12 protein-coding genes are annotated in these 15206 nt (G+C 72.0%); 7 read left to right on the plus strand and 5 right to left on the minus strand.

Annotation, left to right across the window (positions count from 1 at the left end):
- The first annotated feature begins 7 nt into the window (after window positions 1-7).
- The gene (locus H7A73_RS10070) at window positions 8-1426 is read left to right on the plus strand and encodes a hypothetical protein (RefSeq protein ID WP_182065838.1); all 1419 of its coding nucleotides are present in this window, start codon (window positions 8-10) and stop codon (window positions 1424-1426) included.
- Here the strand turns inward: H7A73_RS10070 and H7A73_RS10075 are convergent.
- Window positions 1393-2595, minus strand: a complete 1203-nt coding sequence (locus H7A73_RS10075) for a glycosyltransferase (RefSeq protein WP_182065839.1) — start codon at window positions 2593-2595, stop codon at window positions 1393-1395. The genes H7A73_RS10070 and H7A73_RS10075 overlap by 34 nt on opposite strands.
- A gap of 48 nt (window positions 2596-2643) precedes the next feature.
- Here H7A73_RS10075 and H7A73_RS10080 point away from each other — a divergent pair, with 48 nt between their 5' ends.
- Together H7A73_RS10080 and H7A73_RS10085 are read left to right on the plus strand one after the other, a co-directional pair.
- Window positions 2644-3867, plus strand: coding sequence for a polysaccharide pyruvyl transferase family protein (locus H7A73_RS10080; protein ID WP_146237631.1), 1224 nt, complete (start codon window positions 2644-2646; stop codon window positions 3865-3867).
- A gap of 129 nt (window positions 3868-3996) precedes the next feature.
- Window positions 3997-4224 (plus strand): hypothetical protein, encoded by a 228-nt coding sequence (locus H7A73_RS10085; protein WP_182065840.1) that lies wholly within the window; start codon window positions 3997-3999, stop codon window positions 4222-4224.
- A gap of 6 nt (window positions 4225-4230) precedes the next feature.
- Here the strand turns inward: H7A73_RS10085 and H7A73_RS10090 are convergent, their stop codons facing one another.
- Window positions 4231-5175, minus strand: coding sequence for a GH25 family lysozyme (locus tag H7A73_RS10090; protein ID WP_111235530.1), 945 nt, complete (start codon window positions 5173-5175; stop codon window positions 4231-4233).
- Between the two features lie 136 nt (window positions 5176-5311).
- Window positions 5312-6589 carry an acyltransferase family protein gene (locus tag H7A73_RS10095; RefSeq protein ID WP_182065841.1) on the minus strand — a complete coding sequence of 426 codons (1278 nt, stop codon included), beginning with the start codon at window positions 6587-6589 and terminating at the stop codon, window positions 5312-5314.
- Between the two features lie 106 nt (window positions 6590-6695).
- Here H7A73_RS10095 and H7A73_RS10100 point away from each other — a divergent pair, with 106 nt between their 5' ends.
- Window positions 6696-8567, plus strand: a complete 1872-nt coding sequence (locus tag H7A73_RS10100) for an ArnT family glycosyltransferase (RefSeq protein ID WP_182065842.1) — start codon at window positions 6696-6698, stop codon at window positions 8565-8567.
- A gap of 111 nt (window positions 8568-8678) precedes the next feature.
- Window positions 8679-9710, plus strand: coding sequence for a lysylphosphatidylglycerol synthase domain-containing protein (locus tag H7A73_RS10105; RefSeq protein WP_182065843.1), 1032 nt, complete (start codon window positions 8679-8681; stop codon window positions 9708-9710).
- A 295-nt stretch (window positions 9711-10005) separates the two neighbouring features.
- Here the strand turns inward: H7A73_RS10105 and H7A73_RS10110 are convergent, their stop codons facing one another.
- Together H7A73_RS10110 and H7A73_RS10115 are read right to left on the minus strand one after the other, a co-directional pair.
- Window positions 10006-11562: a DUF2142 domain-containing protein gene (locus tag H7A73_RS10110; RefSeq protein WP_182065844.1), complete on the minus strand. Its 1557-nt coding sequence runs from the start codon at window positions 11560-11562 to the stop codon at window positions 10006-10008.
- A gap of 15 nt (window positions 11563-11577) precedes the next feature.
- A complete protein-coding gene (locus H7A73_RS10115) occupies window positions 11578-12066 on the minus strand; it encodes a GtrA family protein (protein WP_182065845.1) in 489 nt (162 codons plus the stop codon).
- A gap of 113 nt (window positions 12067-12179) precedes the next feature.
- On the opposite strand from H7A73_RS10115, the gene H7A73_RS10120 reads away from it, so the two are divergent.
- The gene (locus H7A73_RS10120; protein ID WP_182065846.1) at window positions 12180-13316 is read left to right on the plus strand and encodes a 5-(carboxyamino)imidazole ribonucleotide synthase; all 1137 of its coding nucleotides are present in this window, start codon (window positions 12180-12182) and stop codon (window positions 13314-13316) included.
- A 222-nt stretch (window positions 13317-13538) separates the two neighbouring features.
- Entirely contained in the window at window positions 13539-15194 is a 1656-nt protein-coding gene (locus H7A73_RS10125) for a glycoside hydrolase family 6 protein (RefSeq protein WP_182065847.1), read from the plus strand.
- The last annotated feature ends 12 nt before the right edge of the window (window positions 15195-15206 follow it).

The raw sequence follows: 15206 nt of genomic DNA on the forward strand, positions 1-15206 counted from the left end.
GCCTGACGTGCGGCGGCACCCCCGGCGTTCCGACCGCGTCCACGCGCTGCTCACCACGGGGTTCCGCGGCCGGGACTGGGCGACACCGGTCGTCCTCGCCGCCACGCTGCTCGTCCTGACCGCCTCGGTGGCACGGACGTTCTCGTCGATGCCGCTCGCGAGCGTCGACGAGTCCGCGCACGTGGACTACGTGCTGCGGGTGTGGCACGGGCAGCTGCCCGTGCTGCTCGACGGCATCCGCTTCCGGCCGGGCTTCGGCGGGACGCCTCCCGTGCAGTGGGTCGCCCAGCACCCGCCGCTGTACTACGTCCTGCTCGCCCCGGTGGTCGGACCGCTCGTGGACGCCGGCCACCCGGTGCAGGCGGTCGTGTTCGGTCGGCTGGTCAACGCCGTGTTCGCCGCCGCGGTCGTGCCGAGTGCGGCGTGGGCGGCGGCACGCTGCTTCCCGGGCGTCGTGCGGTTGCCCGCGACCGTCGCCGTCGTCACCGCGTCCACCAGTGTCCTCGTGGTGCAGGGTGGTGTCGTCTACAACGACTCGCTGGCGGCGTTGACCTGCGCCCTCGCGTGCGGGGTGGCCGGTGCGGCGCTCCGCTCCGGAGTGGGCCCGGGGCTCGCGGTCGGGGGAGCACTCGTCGCCGCCGCCGGGATGACGACGCGACTGACGTTCGCGCTCTGGCTCGTGGCGATCGTCGTCGCGTTCGCGCTGTCCCGGACGGTGCGGCTCGGTCGCCTGCGGGGGCTCGGCGCCCGTGTCCTGGTCGCCGCGGTGCCCCTCGCCGCCGCGGCCGTGGCGTCCGGGTGGTTCTGGCTCCGCAACCAGGCGTTGACCGGCTCGTTCAGCGGTCGGCCGACCGCGTGGCCCGGGTACACGCCCCGGCCGCACTACTCCGAGGTCGAGGTCGTCTCGATGTTGGGGTTCTGGCGTCAGCTCTTCGCGCTCTTCCGCGGCGCACTGCCCGTCGCGTCACCGCTGCCGTGGGTGCTCCTGCTCCTGCCGGTCCTGCTGTTCGTGGCCGCCCTGGCGGCGCGTCGCCTGCGGCCCTGGGCCCCGGCCGATGACGACCGGTGGTCGCGCCGGCTCGTCGTCGCGATGCTCGTGGTCGTCACCGTGCTGTTCGTCGTCGTCGAGATCCGCTACGCCGCCGGCGGTGGGGCGCCGCTGAACCGCTACACGCTCACCGTCCTGGTGCCGATCGCTCTGGCGATGTCGGCGGGGTTCCTCGCCTGGGGCCGGGTCGGCACGTGGGCCGCGCTGGCCTGGGCACTGGCGGCCGTCGTGCCGACTTGGTCGCTCGTCGACACCGCGGGGTCCGAGCTCGTGGGCCACTCCGGCACCGTCGTCGTGTTGGCGTCCTCGGCCGCGGCGGTGTGCGCCGCGGCCGTCGTGGTGCTCTACGCGATGGCCGCGCGCAGCACCGCCCGGTAGCGCTCGCCGATCCGTTCGGTGGAGAACTCCGCAGCCGAGACGACGGCCTGCTCCTGGTAGCGCGAGCGCGCTGCGTCGTCGGTGAGCACGCGCTGCAGTGCTGCGCGGAGCGCCGGGACGTCGCCCGGGGGCACGAGCACGCCGGACTCGTCGTCCTGCACGACGTCCCGGATGCCCGGCAGGTCGCTCGCCACGATCGCGGCCCCGACCGCCGCGGCCTCGAGCAGGGTGACCGGCAGGCCCTCCTGGTCGCCGTTCGCCGCGGGGATCGACGGCACCGCGACGACGGTGGCCGACGCGAGGGTCTCGAGCACCTCGGTGCGGCCCCGCTGGCCGAGGAACGTCACCGGCAGCCCCGCCGCCTGCTGTTCGAGCTGGGCGCGGTAGGGCCCGTCGCCGACGATGTTGAGGCGCCACGGCACGTCGTCGCCCAGGCCGCGGAGCGCCTCGATCAGGTTGCCGAAGCCCTTCTTCTCGACCAGACGACCGACAGCGACGACGTGGTGCTCCTGCGGCGCGACACGGGCGCGGGTGTCGCGGGCCGGGCCGAGGTCGACACCCATCGGGATCACGGTCGAGCGCGACTCGGGGACGCCCCACTCGGTCAGGCGCTCGCGCATCTCCGAGTTGACGGTGGTGACGTGCGCCGATCGTCCGAAGATCCAGCGCTTGAGCCGGACCAGGGGAGCCGCGCGGAGCGCGTAGATGTCCCCGCCGTGGGTCGTCACGACGACGGGCACGCCCGGGGCCGCCAGGGTCGCGACGAGGGCCTGCGGGATGGCCCAGTGCGCGTGGATGACGTCGGGCTTCGCGGAGCGCACCACGCGCCGCACGGCCAGGTACTGCGCCAGCACCAGCGCGGGCACCTGCACGATGCGGGAGCGTCGCTCCTTGAGGTTGTCGAGGATCGCGCCGTCGGCCAGGTCCTCGAAGCGACGCGGGAAGTACGGGTAGCGGCGCACCGCGACCTCGCCGATGCGCTCCTTCGCGGCACCGCCCGGCACGCGGGGGGTGAGCACGAGGGTGTCGAACTCGGTGGCCTCCTGGTGGGCGAGGTCGAGCACGAACGCCGGCACGCCGTCGTCCGGATGGGCCGGGAAGGTCGATCCGAGCACCAGCAGGCGGGGCCGGGGAGCGTGGGGACGGGCGGAGCGGGTGCTGCGGGACATCGTGCCTTTCCGGGGCTGGCGGTGGACGGTCCGGTAGGCTCTCCACCCGTGCGCGTACTGATCCACAATAGCGATTCGCCCCACAACCGCGGGGACCGGGCGATCCTCGCCGGCAACGTCGAGCTCGTCCGTCGACGGTGGCCGGACGCCGAGATCGTGTCCCTGTCCCAGTACCCCGAGCGGGACGCCGCGTGGTTCGGGATACGGTTCCTGCCGGTCTCCCCGTACAGCACCGGCATCGGCGACCTGTTCGCGCTGCTCCGTGCCGCCCGCGGCGCCGACGTGGTGCTGTGGGGTGGCGGCGAGATCCTGAAGGACTACACGAACAAGCTCGGCCTCGTGTACTGGTTCGGCAAGATGCTGCTCGTCCGTGCGGTCAACAAGCACCTCGTCGGGGCGTTCCAGGGCATCGGCCCGACCACCGCCGGGGTCAGCAAGCGACTGATCCGTGCCACCGTGGACCTCTGCAGCGCGTTCGCCGTCCGCGACGACGAGTCCCGCGAGAAGCTCCTGTCCTGGGGCGTGAAGACACCGATCGTGTCGTCCTTCGACCCCGCGGTCGTCGGGACGGTCACCCCGCCCGACGCGGACGTGCTCGAGCGGCTCGAGCGCACCACGGGCCTGACGGCCGAGCAGCTCGAGGGCTCGATCGGCTTCGGCGTCCGTCGCTGGTTCCACTACAAGCGCAGCGGCTGGATCCCGTTCCGCTTCCTGCCGAAGCGCTTCCGCCAGACCGGTGTCGACAGCGACAAGCTCGTGACATACCGGCAGGCCGTCGCCGACCTCGCCGATCGTGTGATCGACCGCTGGGACGCCGACGTCGTGTTCTACCCGATGCACATGGAAGCGTCCGAGGGCGACGCCGCCTTCGCCCGCGAGGTCATCGCGCTGATGCGGCACGCCGACCGCACCCACGTGGTCGAGGCCGACGAGTTCTCGCCGTCCGAGTACGCCGGTCTGATGTCGCGCAGCCGCCTGTTCCTGGCGAGCCGCCTGCACTCGGCGATCGTCGCGACCATCGCCGGGGTCCCCGCCGCGGTCCTCTACTACGTCGACAAGGGTCGGCTGTTCTTCGAGCAGATGGGCCAGCAGGCCTACTCGAAGCCGATCGAGGCCGCACTCGAGCCCACCTTCGTCGACGACGTCACGGCGCAGCTCGAGGCGCTCGACGCGGACCGCGACGCGGTCCGCGCGCAGCTCGCGCAGGGCGTGGCCCGCATGGCGACCGCCCTCGACGCCGACTTCGCCGAGGCGACGCGCGACGTCCGCTGACACCGTGCGCTGACACGGCGGGTGCGAACGCGCGCCCGTGACGGACAGGAGGCCCGTGGCGACACCGCCACGGGCCTCCTGTCCGTTCGTGGTGGCGGAGCGCCGGGGGCGCGCCCCTAGGCTGACGACATGAGCGAACGTCGAGCCCTCACCATCGCCGGCGGCGTCACCGCCGCCCTCGGCGGAGCCGTCTCCGGAACCGGGGCGCTGATCCTGACCGTGTCCGCCGCGACCGGCGGGAGCTTCCCGTTCGGCGCGGCGTTCCTCGTCTTCGCGGGTGGGCCGTTCCTGCTCGTCGGCGCGGTGCTGTTCGCCGTCGGCTGGTGGCAGGGCCGTCGGTCGCAGCGCCGTCCCTGACGGGCGTCAGCTCGTCCGGGACGCGAAGCGCTTCAGGTACGTGATGTCGTTGCGGTAGACGTCCTGGTCGCCGGGGAGCGTGCCGCTGGCCGCCCACTGCCAGAAGGTCCACTTCGACCAGCTGCGTCCGAGGGTGCCGGGGGTGGTGAAGTTCTTCACCGGGTAGATCGCGACGAACAACGGGTTCTTCGAGAACTGGTTGCTGTTGTTCGTGCAGCGCTTCCACCAGTCGGTCGTGGTGTAGATCGCGGGGTACCGGCCCGTCTTGGCGACGACGGTCCTGTTGAAGTCCTTGATCCAACTCCGCATCGACGACCACGACTTGCCGTAGCAGGTGCCCTGGGCAGCGCTGCCGTACTCGATGTCGAGCAGCGGTGGCAGGGTCTTGCCGTCCTTGCTCCACTGGCCGCCGTGGGCGAAGAAGTAGTTCGCGGTCGCGGCGCCGCTGGCCTGGCTCGGCTGTGCGTAGACGTAGCCGCCGCGGTACAGGTTGCGCTGCTTGGCGGTGGCGTACTGCTGCTTGTAGGTGGAACTGACGTACGAGGTGCCCTCGGTCGCCTTCACGTACACGAACCGGGCGCCGTTGCGGTAGGCCTGCAGGAAGTTGACGCTCGGCTGCCACGCGCTGATGTCGAAGCCCTGCACCCGGCCGGGGGGTGGCCCGCCTGCGGTGGCGGCAGCGGCCGACGAGCTGAGGGACTGTGCGCTCACCCCGCCGCCCGAGGTCGCGTCGGGGGAGGTCGTCACGTGGGTCTCACCGGCGTGGGCGGCGATGCCGGCACCCATCGTGTGGTTACCGGTGCGGTCCATCTCGGCGATGGAGAGCTGCTGGCCGGTGTCGGCGGGTTCCGTCGCGGTCGCGCCGACCGCCGGGCCGCTGCCGAAGGTGATGGCCCCGGCGACGGCGGCAGCGGTGCCGAGCCCGAGGATCCTGCTGATGGGTGCGCGCATGTGGTCTCGTCTTCCCTGTCGAGATGCCGTGGGCCTGATCTCCCACGCCGCGGTCCGGGCGATGCTACCCGGCCTCGGCGACACCTGTCCGTGAGACGCACCCGGACGGCGTCGACCGCAGCGTCCCCTGTCGGGGCTAGCGGTCGGTGCGGGTGCGCTCGTCGTCCGTCTCGACCTCGGGCAGGCGACCCCGCGAGGAGACCTCGCGGGTGGCGTGCTTCTGCCGGCGGTTCAGGAAGTTGCGCTCCACGAGCCACCACATGCCGACGCAGATCGCCAGGGTGATCGGGATCACCACGAAGACCATCATCAGGAACTGCCACTTCGGGTAGAGGCCCATCGGCAGGAGCAGCAGGTTGCCGAGTCCGAGCAACGGACTGTGGAAGAGGTAGATCGTGTACGACACGAGGCCGGCGAGCACGAAGGGCTTCCAGGCGAAGAACCGTGCGAGCCAGGTGTGCTGCCCGGTGACCGCCTTGCGCCCCATCCAGGTCAGCAGGATGCCGGCGAAGATGCCGAGGACGACCTCGGACGGCCAGGTCTGGTGCTGCCAGTAGTCGCGGTTGCGGAAGAAGACGAGGAGCATGCCCACGAACATCGCGGCCACGAACACGCCGCTCTGCCACCGCGGCCCGCCGAGCTTCGAGGTGTTCAGCTTGCCGGTCAGGTGCTCGTCACGGGCCTTCACCGTGAGCTCGGCCGCGAGCATGCCGACCGCGAAGAGGCCGACGAACCACGGGTGCATCCACGAGTAGCGGCTCTCGGAGCCCATCCACATGCCGATGAGGACCAGCGAGGACGCGGTCGCCCACCCACCGAAGACCTTCCAGAGCGGCAGGATCAGCAGCGGCATGAGGAAGTAGATCTGCCACTCGACGGCGACCGTCCACATCGGGCCGTTGATCTTGCCGATGTACTGCGGGAAGAAGTCGTGCACCAGGAAGAAGTGCGTGAGGAAGGTGCCCCAGCCCATCGGGAGCTTCGTGTCCCACTGGGTGCCGCCGGGCTGCCCCATCACCGGGACGAACAGGATGATGAGCGCGAAGACGACGAGCGACGCCCAGTACGGCGGGATGATCCGTCGGGCGCGGCGCCAGATGAACTTCCAGAAGCCGCCGGGCAGCCGGTAGCGGTCGAACCGGGTCACGACGGGCAGCATCAGGACGTAGCCGGACAGGACGATGAACAGCGGGACGCCGAGGTAGCCCCACCCGATGAACGGTCTGAGCCACGGCAGTTCGGTGGGCCCGGTGCCGGTCGTCCCGGTGAAGAGGTACGCGTGGTAGAACACCACGGCCAGGGCGGCGAGACCGCGGAGCCCGTCCAGGTACGGGAACTCGAGCCGACCCCCTGCGCGGGGAGCGGCCGCCGTCGGTTCGGCTGCGGATTCGGCTGCGCGGGTTTCGGTGGCCAACGAACGTCCTCGAGGTGGTCGGAGCGGGGTCCCCGGCAGTCTCCCACACGCCGAGCGGGGCTCGCGATCCGCCTCGGTGCGGTCCGACAAGCGAACGGATGTCATGATGAAGCACGTGACCGTGACGACGACCGCAGCACATCAGGCCACCCACGAGCCCGCACGGCGGCGTTCGGGGGCGGGTGCGCGACGGTACCGGCACGTCGTCGCGCCCCTGATCCTGGGCGTCCTCGTGGTGATCGGGGTCGCCCTGAGCGCCGCCGTGGCGTACCACAACCGCCTCGGCGTGACGAACGTCGACGGCATCTCCTACATGGGCATCGCGCGCGAGTACGCGAACGGCTGGCTGCCCGACGCGATCAACGCGTACTGGTCGCCGCTGGTCTCGTGGACGATGGCGCCGTTCATCGCCCTCGGCCTCGGCATGCAGACGGCCTTCGCGATCGTGAACTGCTTCGCCGTGGCCGTCGTGCTCGGCATCGGCGGGTGGCTCGTCTGGTCACAGAACCACCGCATCGTCCCCGCCGTGCTCTTCATGGTCACCGCGATCCCCGCCCTGATGAGCGCGGTGTCGGTGCAGACCCCGGACCTGCTCGTCGTCGCGTGGGTCGTCGGGTTCCTCTGGGCGCTCCGGTGGGCCGACCAGGCGCTGCACGGCTCGACGCGCGCGCGGGTCGTCTCCGGCGCGGTCCTCGGCGTCGTCGCGGCGCTCGGGTACTTCACCAAGCTCTTCCTGCTGCCGGTGGCCGTCGGTGCCGTGATCCTCTGGTTGCTGCTGCGCGTCTGGTCCGCCCGCCGACGCCGTGAGCCCGTCCGGCACTGGTGGACGGCCCCGGTCGCCACGATCGTCGTGTTCGCCGTCGTGATCGCCCCGTGGGTCGGCGCGCTGACCGTCAAGTACGGCACGGTGACGCTCGGGTCGTCGCTGTCGGTCAACATCGGCTCGAAGTTCGACGACGGCGGCCGTGCCACGGACTGGCCGTTCCTGCCGGTCCCGCCCAACGACCACGCCTTCTCGCCCAACGAGGACTTCACCCCGTCGGTCTACAAGCAGGGCCCGATGGACAACCCGGACCCCGCCGTGGTGCCGCCGCCCACGCAGTCGACCACCGAGGACACCGCGCCGAAGGTCACGAAGGAGTCCGGCATCGCGGCCCGCGCCGGGTACTACCTGCACGAGCGCATGCTCGCTCTGCCGTACTACCTGCAGAAGATCAGCACCTTCGCCCCGTTCGCGGCGCCGATCGCCCTGCTCTTCGCGGCAGCCCTCGTCATCGGTGTCGTGCGGTTCCGCCGCTACGCGTTCACCTGCATCGTCGCGGCGACGACCCTGGTGTACTTCGTCGGCTACGGCATGATCACGTCGTCGTCGAGCGGCGGGGGCAACGCCCGGTACTACTGGCCGCTGTTCTACCTGACGGCGATGATCGGGGCGCTCATGCTGCCGGCCGTCTGGCGGCTGGTGCGCCGTCGGGGTGTCGTCCGGACGATCGTGGCGTGCGTCGCGATCGCGGTCGTGCCGATCGCCTCGTACACGCAGAACTGGTTCGGGTCCCCGGCGCCGTTCTACCCGTCGGTCAACCGCACCGAGGCGCTGCGCGTGTTCGGGCCGACCGACGTGCCGGAGATCGTCCGTCTCGCCGACCAGATCCGGGCGAGCGGCGCGCTGCCCGAGGACGCCACCGTCATCGGCTCGAACTACCGTTCGCTCTCCTCGCTCGCGTTCCTGACCGACACGCGTGTGTACGGTCGCTCAGGTCAGGGCTACACCTACCACTCGGACGCGATGCGCAACCTGTTCATCGACGAGGGCGTGCAGTACTTCGTGCAGTTCGACCCGGCGACCGCCCCGGCGCGCGACTACTCGGTGGCAGGCAAGCTGGTCGGCACGTACAACGCGACGATCTCGTGCAGCGCGGACCGCTCCACCGACCCGGAGATCCCCTGCCGCGTGCAGATCGTCAAGCTCGCCCGGTGACGCTCGACCGGTGACCGTGCCCGCGACCCGCTCCCTGCAGCAGCACCGCAGGGAGCGGCCCGCCCCACCGTCTACCATGACCTGAGCCCGTGACCTGAGCAGGAGACCCGTTTGTCCGCAAGCACCAGCGACACCCCCGCGCCCGAGGGGAAGCGTCCGTCGAAGCGACGACGGTTCCTCGGCAAGGCGATCCCCATCGTCTTCTACGTCCTGCTCGCGGTGTTCCTCGTGCTGTACCTGCGTGGCGTCGACTGGGGACAGCTCGCCGGGCTCGACTGGCAGTGGTCCTGGGTGGTCGTCGCGACCGTGATCAGCCTCGGGTTCCGCTACTGGGGCGTCGGGATCTGGTTCTACCTGCTGCGACGGCTCGGTGCCACCGGGCTCAAGGGCAGCGGCGTCACCCTGACGTACGTGTACGCGAAGTCGTGGATGGGCCGCTACATCCCCGGCGCCGCGACCTGGATCATCGGCAAGGTCTACTTCGCCTCGAAGCACGGCGTCTCGAAGGCGCGGCTCGGTGTGAGCGGCCTGCTCGAGGGCGCCCTGCAGATCGCCGCCACCCTGGCCCTGGCGCTCGTGCTGCTGCTCATCGACCCGCGGACGCACGACCTCGACCCGTGGTTGATCGTCCTGATGATCGCGGCGTTCGTCGGCTGCGTCGTCTGCCTGATCCCGCGCGTGTTCGTGTTCCTGATCGGCATCGCGCTGAAGATCCTGCGTCGCAAGCCGCTCGAGGCCGACGTCCGTCCGAACCTCGGCACGGTGCTCGGCGGTGCCGGGCTGTACGTCGCCGGCGCGGTGCTCTCGGGGACGGCCTACTACTTCATCACGCTGGCGGTGTACCCGTCGCTGAAGCTCTCCGATGCGGCGTTCGTGATCGGTGCGGCGAGCATGGCCTCGGCGATCAGCATGCTGGCCGTCTTCGCTCCCGGCGGGCTCGGCGTCCGCGAGGGCGTGCAGGCCCTCCTGCTGGCGCTCGTGATGCCGGTGCCGGTCGCCCTCGTGGTGGTCGTGGTCACCCGTATCTGGAGCCTGGCGGTCGACGGACTCTTCCTGCTCTGCGCCGCGGCACCCACGTGGTTCCGGCGCAACCGCCCGACCGACGACGCCTCAGCGGTCGAGGGCGGCGTGCCCGCCGCCTGACGCGCGTCGCGCGGCGTTCCGTGCGCAGTGATGGTCGGATCCGGATGACGGACCCGACCACCGCTGCGCACGGAGTGGGCACGGGTCGCGCGTCACGACGGCCGAGCCTGGAGGGATGGTGCCAGCCGGCACCGGGCCTCCCGTCCGCCCCGTGGGGACGTCCACCCCACGCCGCGCGCCGTCCGCCGAGGGGCCACGACGCGTCGTCTGGGGCGGCGTCCGCCGACGGTTCGCGACCCCTCGGGGCCGCACCTGCGGCAGGTCGTGCCGCCCCGGCGCTCCGCGGCCGGGCGTGTCAGCGGACGGGAACCGTCGTCGCCAGGGCCCGACGGTCGGCGCGCGTGACAAGCACGACCGACGCGACGAGGCCCACCGCGACCAGGGCCACGACGACGACGAGCACCGCGGGCGGCACGGGCCCGATCTCGGAGTACCGCAGCAGCCCGCGGCCCGTCACCGGGAACAGCGCCGCGTTCCAGAACCAGGCCGACGCCACCGCGAAGCCGTACACGCCCACCGCGGGCAGCACGACGGCCAGCGTCACCGCGGCCCAGGTGCGTGCCCGGCCGGCCGGCACCAGTCGTCGCCACGCGAGCGCGCTGAGCACGATCAGGCAGATGATCGCGGGGAAGTAGTACCGGCCCTGGGTGGCGGCGACCTCGGTGGTGGTGAGGTACGAGTGCGCGCTCGTGCGGTTCTGGATGCCGATCAGCAGCGCCGGGAACACGGCGAGGCACAGTGCCACCCGCAGGTCCGGCCCCCGGCGGAACGCCCAGCCGACGAGCACCACGAGGGCGACCAGGGTCAGGACGGCGGTGAGCAGGTCGCCGATGGTCACCTGGGCCCGACCGCCGAAGCTGCCCCAGAACGTGCGCGACAGGGTGCCCCAGCTGACGTCGAGGAAGTGTCCGAGCGTGGGGCTCTCGCCGGGCGGGAAGTCCTTCGGGGGCCGCATCGCCGTGTAGCCGTTCGGCTGGATCCGGCCGTACGAGACGACGTTGTGCAGCCACCACCAGGCACCGATGCCGCCGGAGACCGCCATCGTGACGACCGTGCGGACGATCCGGTGCCGCAGGGAGAGCACCCCCGCCCCCGCGAACAGCACCACCACCGCGACGAACGGCACCGCCGGCAACCCGGTGCCCTTGACCCAGACCAGGGCACCGAGGGCCACCGCCAGTGCGATCGTGGTGCGCCAGCGGGTGTCGCCGGTGAGCAGGCGGGTGGCGAGCCAGACGACGATCCCGGCGACCAGCAGCACCGGGGCGTCGTTCGAGAACGACGAGCCGATGGACGCGAGCTCGGGCGTCGCGAACACGGCGAGGGCCCCGATCAGCGCGGCGCGGGGGCTGCGGGTCACCCGGCGCACCGACGCCCAGGCGAGCAGGGGGAGCGCGGTGACGGCCAGCACGTCGGCCAGGCGGAGGGCGATGAACGCGTGGTCCCAGCGGAGCTCGCCGAAGTCGACGGCCCGGAGCACGGCGGCTCCGGCCAGGTAGGCGGTCGGCGGGTGCTGGGTCATCTGGTTGACCGTCGCCGAGGGTCCCGGGGCGTTCTGCAGCAGCTCGCTCACCGTCGACCACTCGTCGGACGGCTTCGTCGCCTGTTCGACCTTCGCGGCCTGCACGGCGTTGGTGACGTGCAGCTCGCCGGGGGCCGCCCACTCGTCACCGAGGGCGACGTGCACGGCGGCGTCGATGTGCGCGGTCTCGTCCGGGGCCTCGAACACCGGGACGAGCAACGCCCACGCCACCAGCCAGAGCCCGAAGGTCGCCGTGACCACCGCGATCGCGACACGTTCCCAGCGCGCGGTGCGGGGTGGGGTGGGGGTGGTGGTCGTCTCGGCCGTCACCCCACCGATCCTAGGTCAGGCGTCGTGGGGGACCCGCGGCCCGTCGGACACCGACTCGTCGGCGGCGATCGGCTGCGTGGCCGTGCGCTCGGGGTGGTAGACCCAGACCTTGTAGAGCCAGAACCGGAAGACCGTGCCGAGCACGAGCCCGATGACGTTCGCGACGTTGTCGGCGAGCACCGAGGTGAGCCCCATCGCGTAGTGCGACACCCCGAGGCAGGCGAGCGCGATGACCATGCCGCCGAGCGACACGACGACGAACTCGACGCCCTCGCGGGTGGCCACGGCGCGACGCTGCTCGCGGAACGTCCAGTACCGGTTGCCCATCCAGTTCACGAAGATCGCCACGACGGTGGAGATGACCTTCGCCCAGAACGGTCCCGAGTGGACGTCCTCGGGGTCCAGGACGGTGATGCGCAGCACGTTGAACACCGTGGTGTCCACGACGAAGCCGACGGCACCGACGACGCCGAAGCGTGCCAGCTGGGCGATGAGGCGCCGCACGAGCCCTCCAGGATCCGTAGAGTTGTGACCGGTCGTGCAGAGCTCGACCCGAACAGCGATTGTAGACAACGCGTTCCCACCGCACGGTGGGAACGCCGGAAGGATCACACAGCATGGCGTTGCGCGTCGGGGTCATCGGTGGAGGGCAGCTGGCACGGATGATGGTGCCGGCCGCGGTCGAACTCGGGGTCGACATCCGGGTGCTCGCCGAGGGACCGGGCATGTCCGCCGCGATCGCCGCCACCGCGGAGGGCGACTACCACGATGCCGACACGGTGCTCGAGTTCGCCCGACAGGTCGACGTCGTGACCTTCGACCACGAGCACGTGCCGCAGGACGTCCTGCGCAGCCTCGTCGACGCGGGCGTGTCGGTCCACCCCGGACCGGACGCGCTGGCCGTCGCCCAGGACAAGATCACCATGCGTCGCCGGCTGAGCGAACTCGGGCTGCCGGTGCCCGACTGGGCCGCCGTGCACGGGCCCGACGAACTCCGCGCGTTCCTGGCGGACCACGGTGGCCGTGCCGTCGTCAAGACGCCGCGAGGCGGGTACGACGGCAAGGGCGTCCGGGTCGTCTCCGACGCGTCCGACGTCGACGACTGGTTCATCGCCGTGGCCGAGGCCGGCGGCGACCAGGCCCTCCTGGTCGAGGAGCTCGTCCCCTTCACCCGCGAGCTCGCGCAGTCCGTGGCACGCCGTCCCTCCGGGCAGGTGGTCGCCTGGCCGCTCGTCGAGACCGTGCAGCGCGACGGGGTCTGCGCCGAGGTCATCGCACCCGCCCCGGACAGCGCCGGCCGGGTCGCCGACCTGACCGAGTCGATCGCCGTCCGCATCGCGGAGGAACTCGGTGTCACCGGTGTGCTGGCGGTCGAGCTGTTCCAGACCGACGACGAGCGCATCCTGATCAACGAGCTCGCGATGCGTCCGCACAACACCGGGCACTGGACGATCGACGGCGCCACCACGAGCCAGTTCGAGCAGCACCTGCGGGCCGTCCTCGACCTGCCGCTCGGAGCCACCGGATCGTTCGCCCCCGCGGCCGTCATGGTCAACGTGCTCGGCGGACCCGCAGACGGTGACCTCGCCGCCCGGTACCCCGCAGCGCTCCGAGCGTTCCCCGAGGCGAAGTACCACTTCTACGGCAAGGCCCCGCGGCCCGGCCGGAAGATCGGGCACGTCACGGTGCTCGGCGACGACGTCGACGACGTCGTCTACCGCGCCCGCGCCGCCGCGGCCCACTTCGACGACTGAGACGGTGTCCGCCACACCGGGTCGCGTCCGCGACGTGACCGGCTGACGGACGGGAGGCCCGTGGCGACGCCGCCACGGGCCTCCCGTCCGTCGATCGTGCGGGACACACTCGTCGGTCGCTCTGCGGACACCCCATCGGGTGGCACCCGCTCGGGAGGCTGGCGGGGGCCGGGAGCGCGTGTTCCCCTGGAACAGTCCGTGCCCACCGTCCAGGGAGTCTCCATGCGCCGCCGTCCGCGTCGTGCCGCCGTCTTCGGTGCAACCGTCGCCCTCGTCGCAGCCGTCGCCGGCCTGCTGCCGACCGCGACCGCTTCCGCAGCGACCTCGGCCTCGACCATCCGCTCGGCCACGTCGGCGTCGCTCTACGGCGCCGGGCCGTACCGGTCGCCCACGAGCGAGGCCGCGAAGGCGCAGGCCGCCCTCGCCGCCACCGACCCGGCCGGGGCTGCTGCGGCGGCGAAGATCGCCGGCTACCCGGTCGCCACCTGGCTCGGCGACTGGAGCCAGGGGACGCAGCTGACCAAGACGATCAGCACCGCCCTCACCGGTGCCGAGCAGTCCGGCACCACCCCCGTGTTCGTGCTCTACGCGATCCCCGACCGTGACTGCGGCGGGTACTCCGCCGGCGGTTTCGACGAGGGGTCCTACGACGCCTGGGTCGACCAGGTCACCGCGGCGCTCGCCGGGCACCGCGCGGCAGTCATCGTCGAACCGGACTCCCTCGCGATGCTCAGCAACGCCGCGTGCAGCACCGCGCTCGACGAGCAGCGCTACCGGATCCTGTCGCGCACCGTCGCCGGGCTGACCGCCGCCGGGGTCCCCGCCTACCTGGATGCCGGCAACTCGAACTGGGTGCAGCCCGCGCTGATGGCGTCGCGGCTGAACAGTGCGGGCGTGCAGCAGGCCCGTGGGTTCTTCACGAACGTCGCGAACTACTACCCGACCGCGCAGGAGCAGGCGTACGCGCAGAAGGTGTCCGCCGCCACCGGGGGGTCGCACTACGTGATCGACACCTCGCGCAACGGGCAGGGCTGGCGCGGCACCTGGTGCAACGGGCCGGGCGCCGGGCTGGGCACCTCGCCCCGGGTGGTGTCCGACGGCACGGCGCTCGACGCCCTGCTGTGGGTCAAGACCCCCGGCGCGAGCGACGGCACCTGCAACGGGGCCCCGGCCGCCGGCAAGTGGTTCTCGACCTACGCGCAGGCGCTCGTCGCGAACGCACGCCTGGGTGTGGCCGCCGCCGACCTGACGCCCCGTGGCACGCTCGAGACCGTCGCCGGGGCCGGCGGCGGCGTCCGCGTGTCCGGGTGGGCCTACGACGAGGACGACCCCACGCAGCCCGTGCGGGTCCGTGCCACCGTCGACGGTGTCTCGGCCGGCGTCACCACCGCCGGGCTCGACCGGCCCGACGTCGACGCACGCTCCGGCGTCGGTGCGACCCACGGCTTCGACGTCGTCGTGCCGGCAGCGGCCGGCGCTCGCCGCGTCTGCGTCACCGCGGTGAACATCGGCGCGGGCTCGGACACCCCGCTCGGGTGCTCGACCGTCCGCGCGTACCGGCACGACCCGTACGCCGCACTGGAGTCCGCCACGGCCGCGACCCGGGGCATCGCGGTGCGCGGCTGGGCGTTCGACGGCGACGCGGTGGCCTCGGCGAGCCGGGTGGCGATCACCGTCGACGGCAAGCGGGTGACGTCGCTGGACGCCGGCCGCAAGCGCGCCGACGTGGACGCGACCTGGGGCTCCGGTGCGTCGCACGGTTTCTCGGGCACCGTCCGGGCGGCGGCCGGCAAGCACATCGTCTGCGCGATCGTCCACAACACCGGGAGCGGAGCGGACCGCAGGGCGTCGCCGTGTCGGACGGTGACGGTGCGCTGAAGCGGCGGCACC

Origin of the sequence: Curtobacterium sp. ME12 (assembly GCF_903970855.1) — a bacterium.
In the GTDB taxonomy this organism is placed as follows: domain Bacteria; phylum Actinomycetota; class Actinomycetes; order Actinomycetales; family Microbacteriaceae; genus Curtobacterium; species Curtobacterium poinsettiae_A.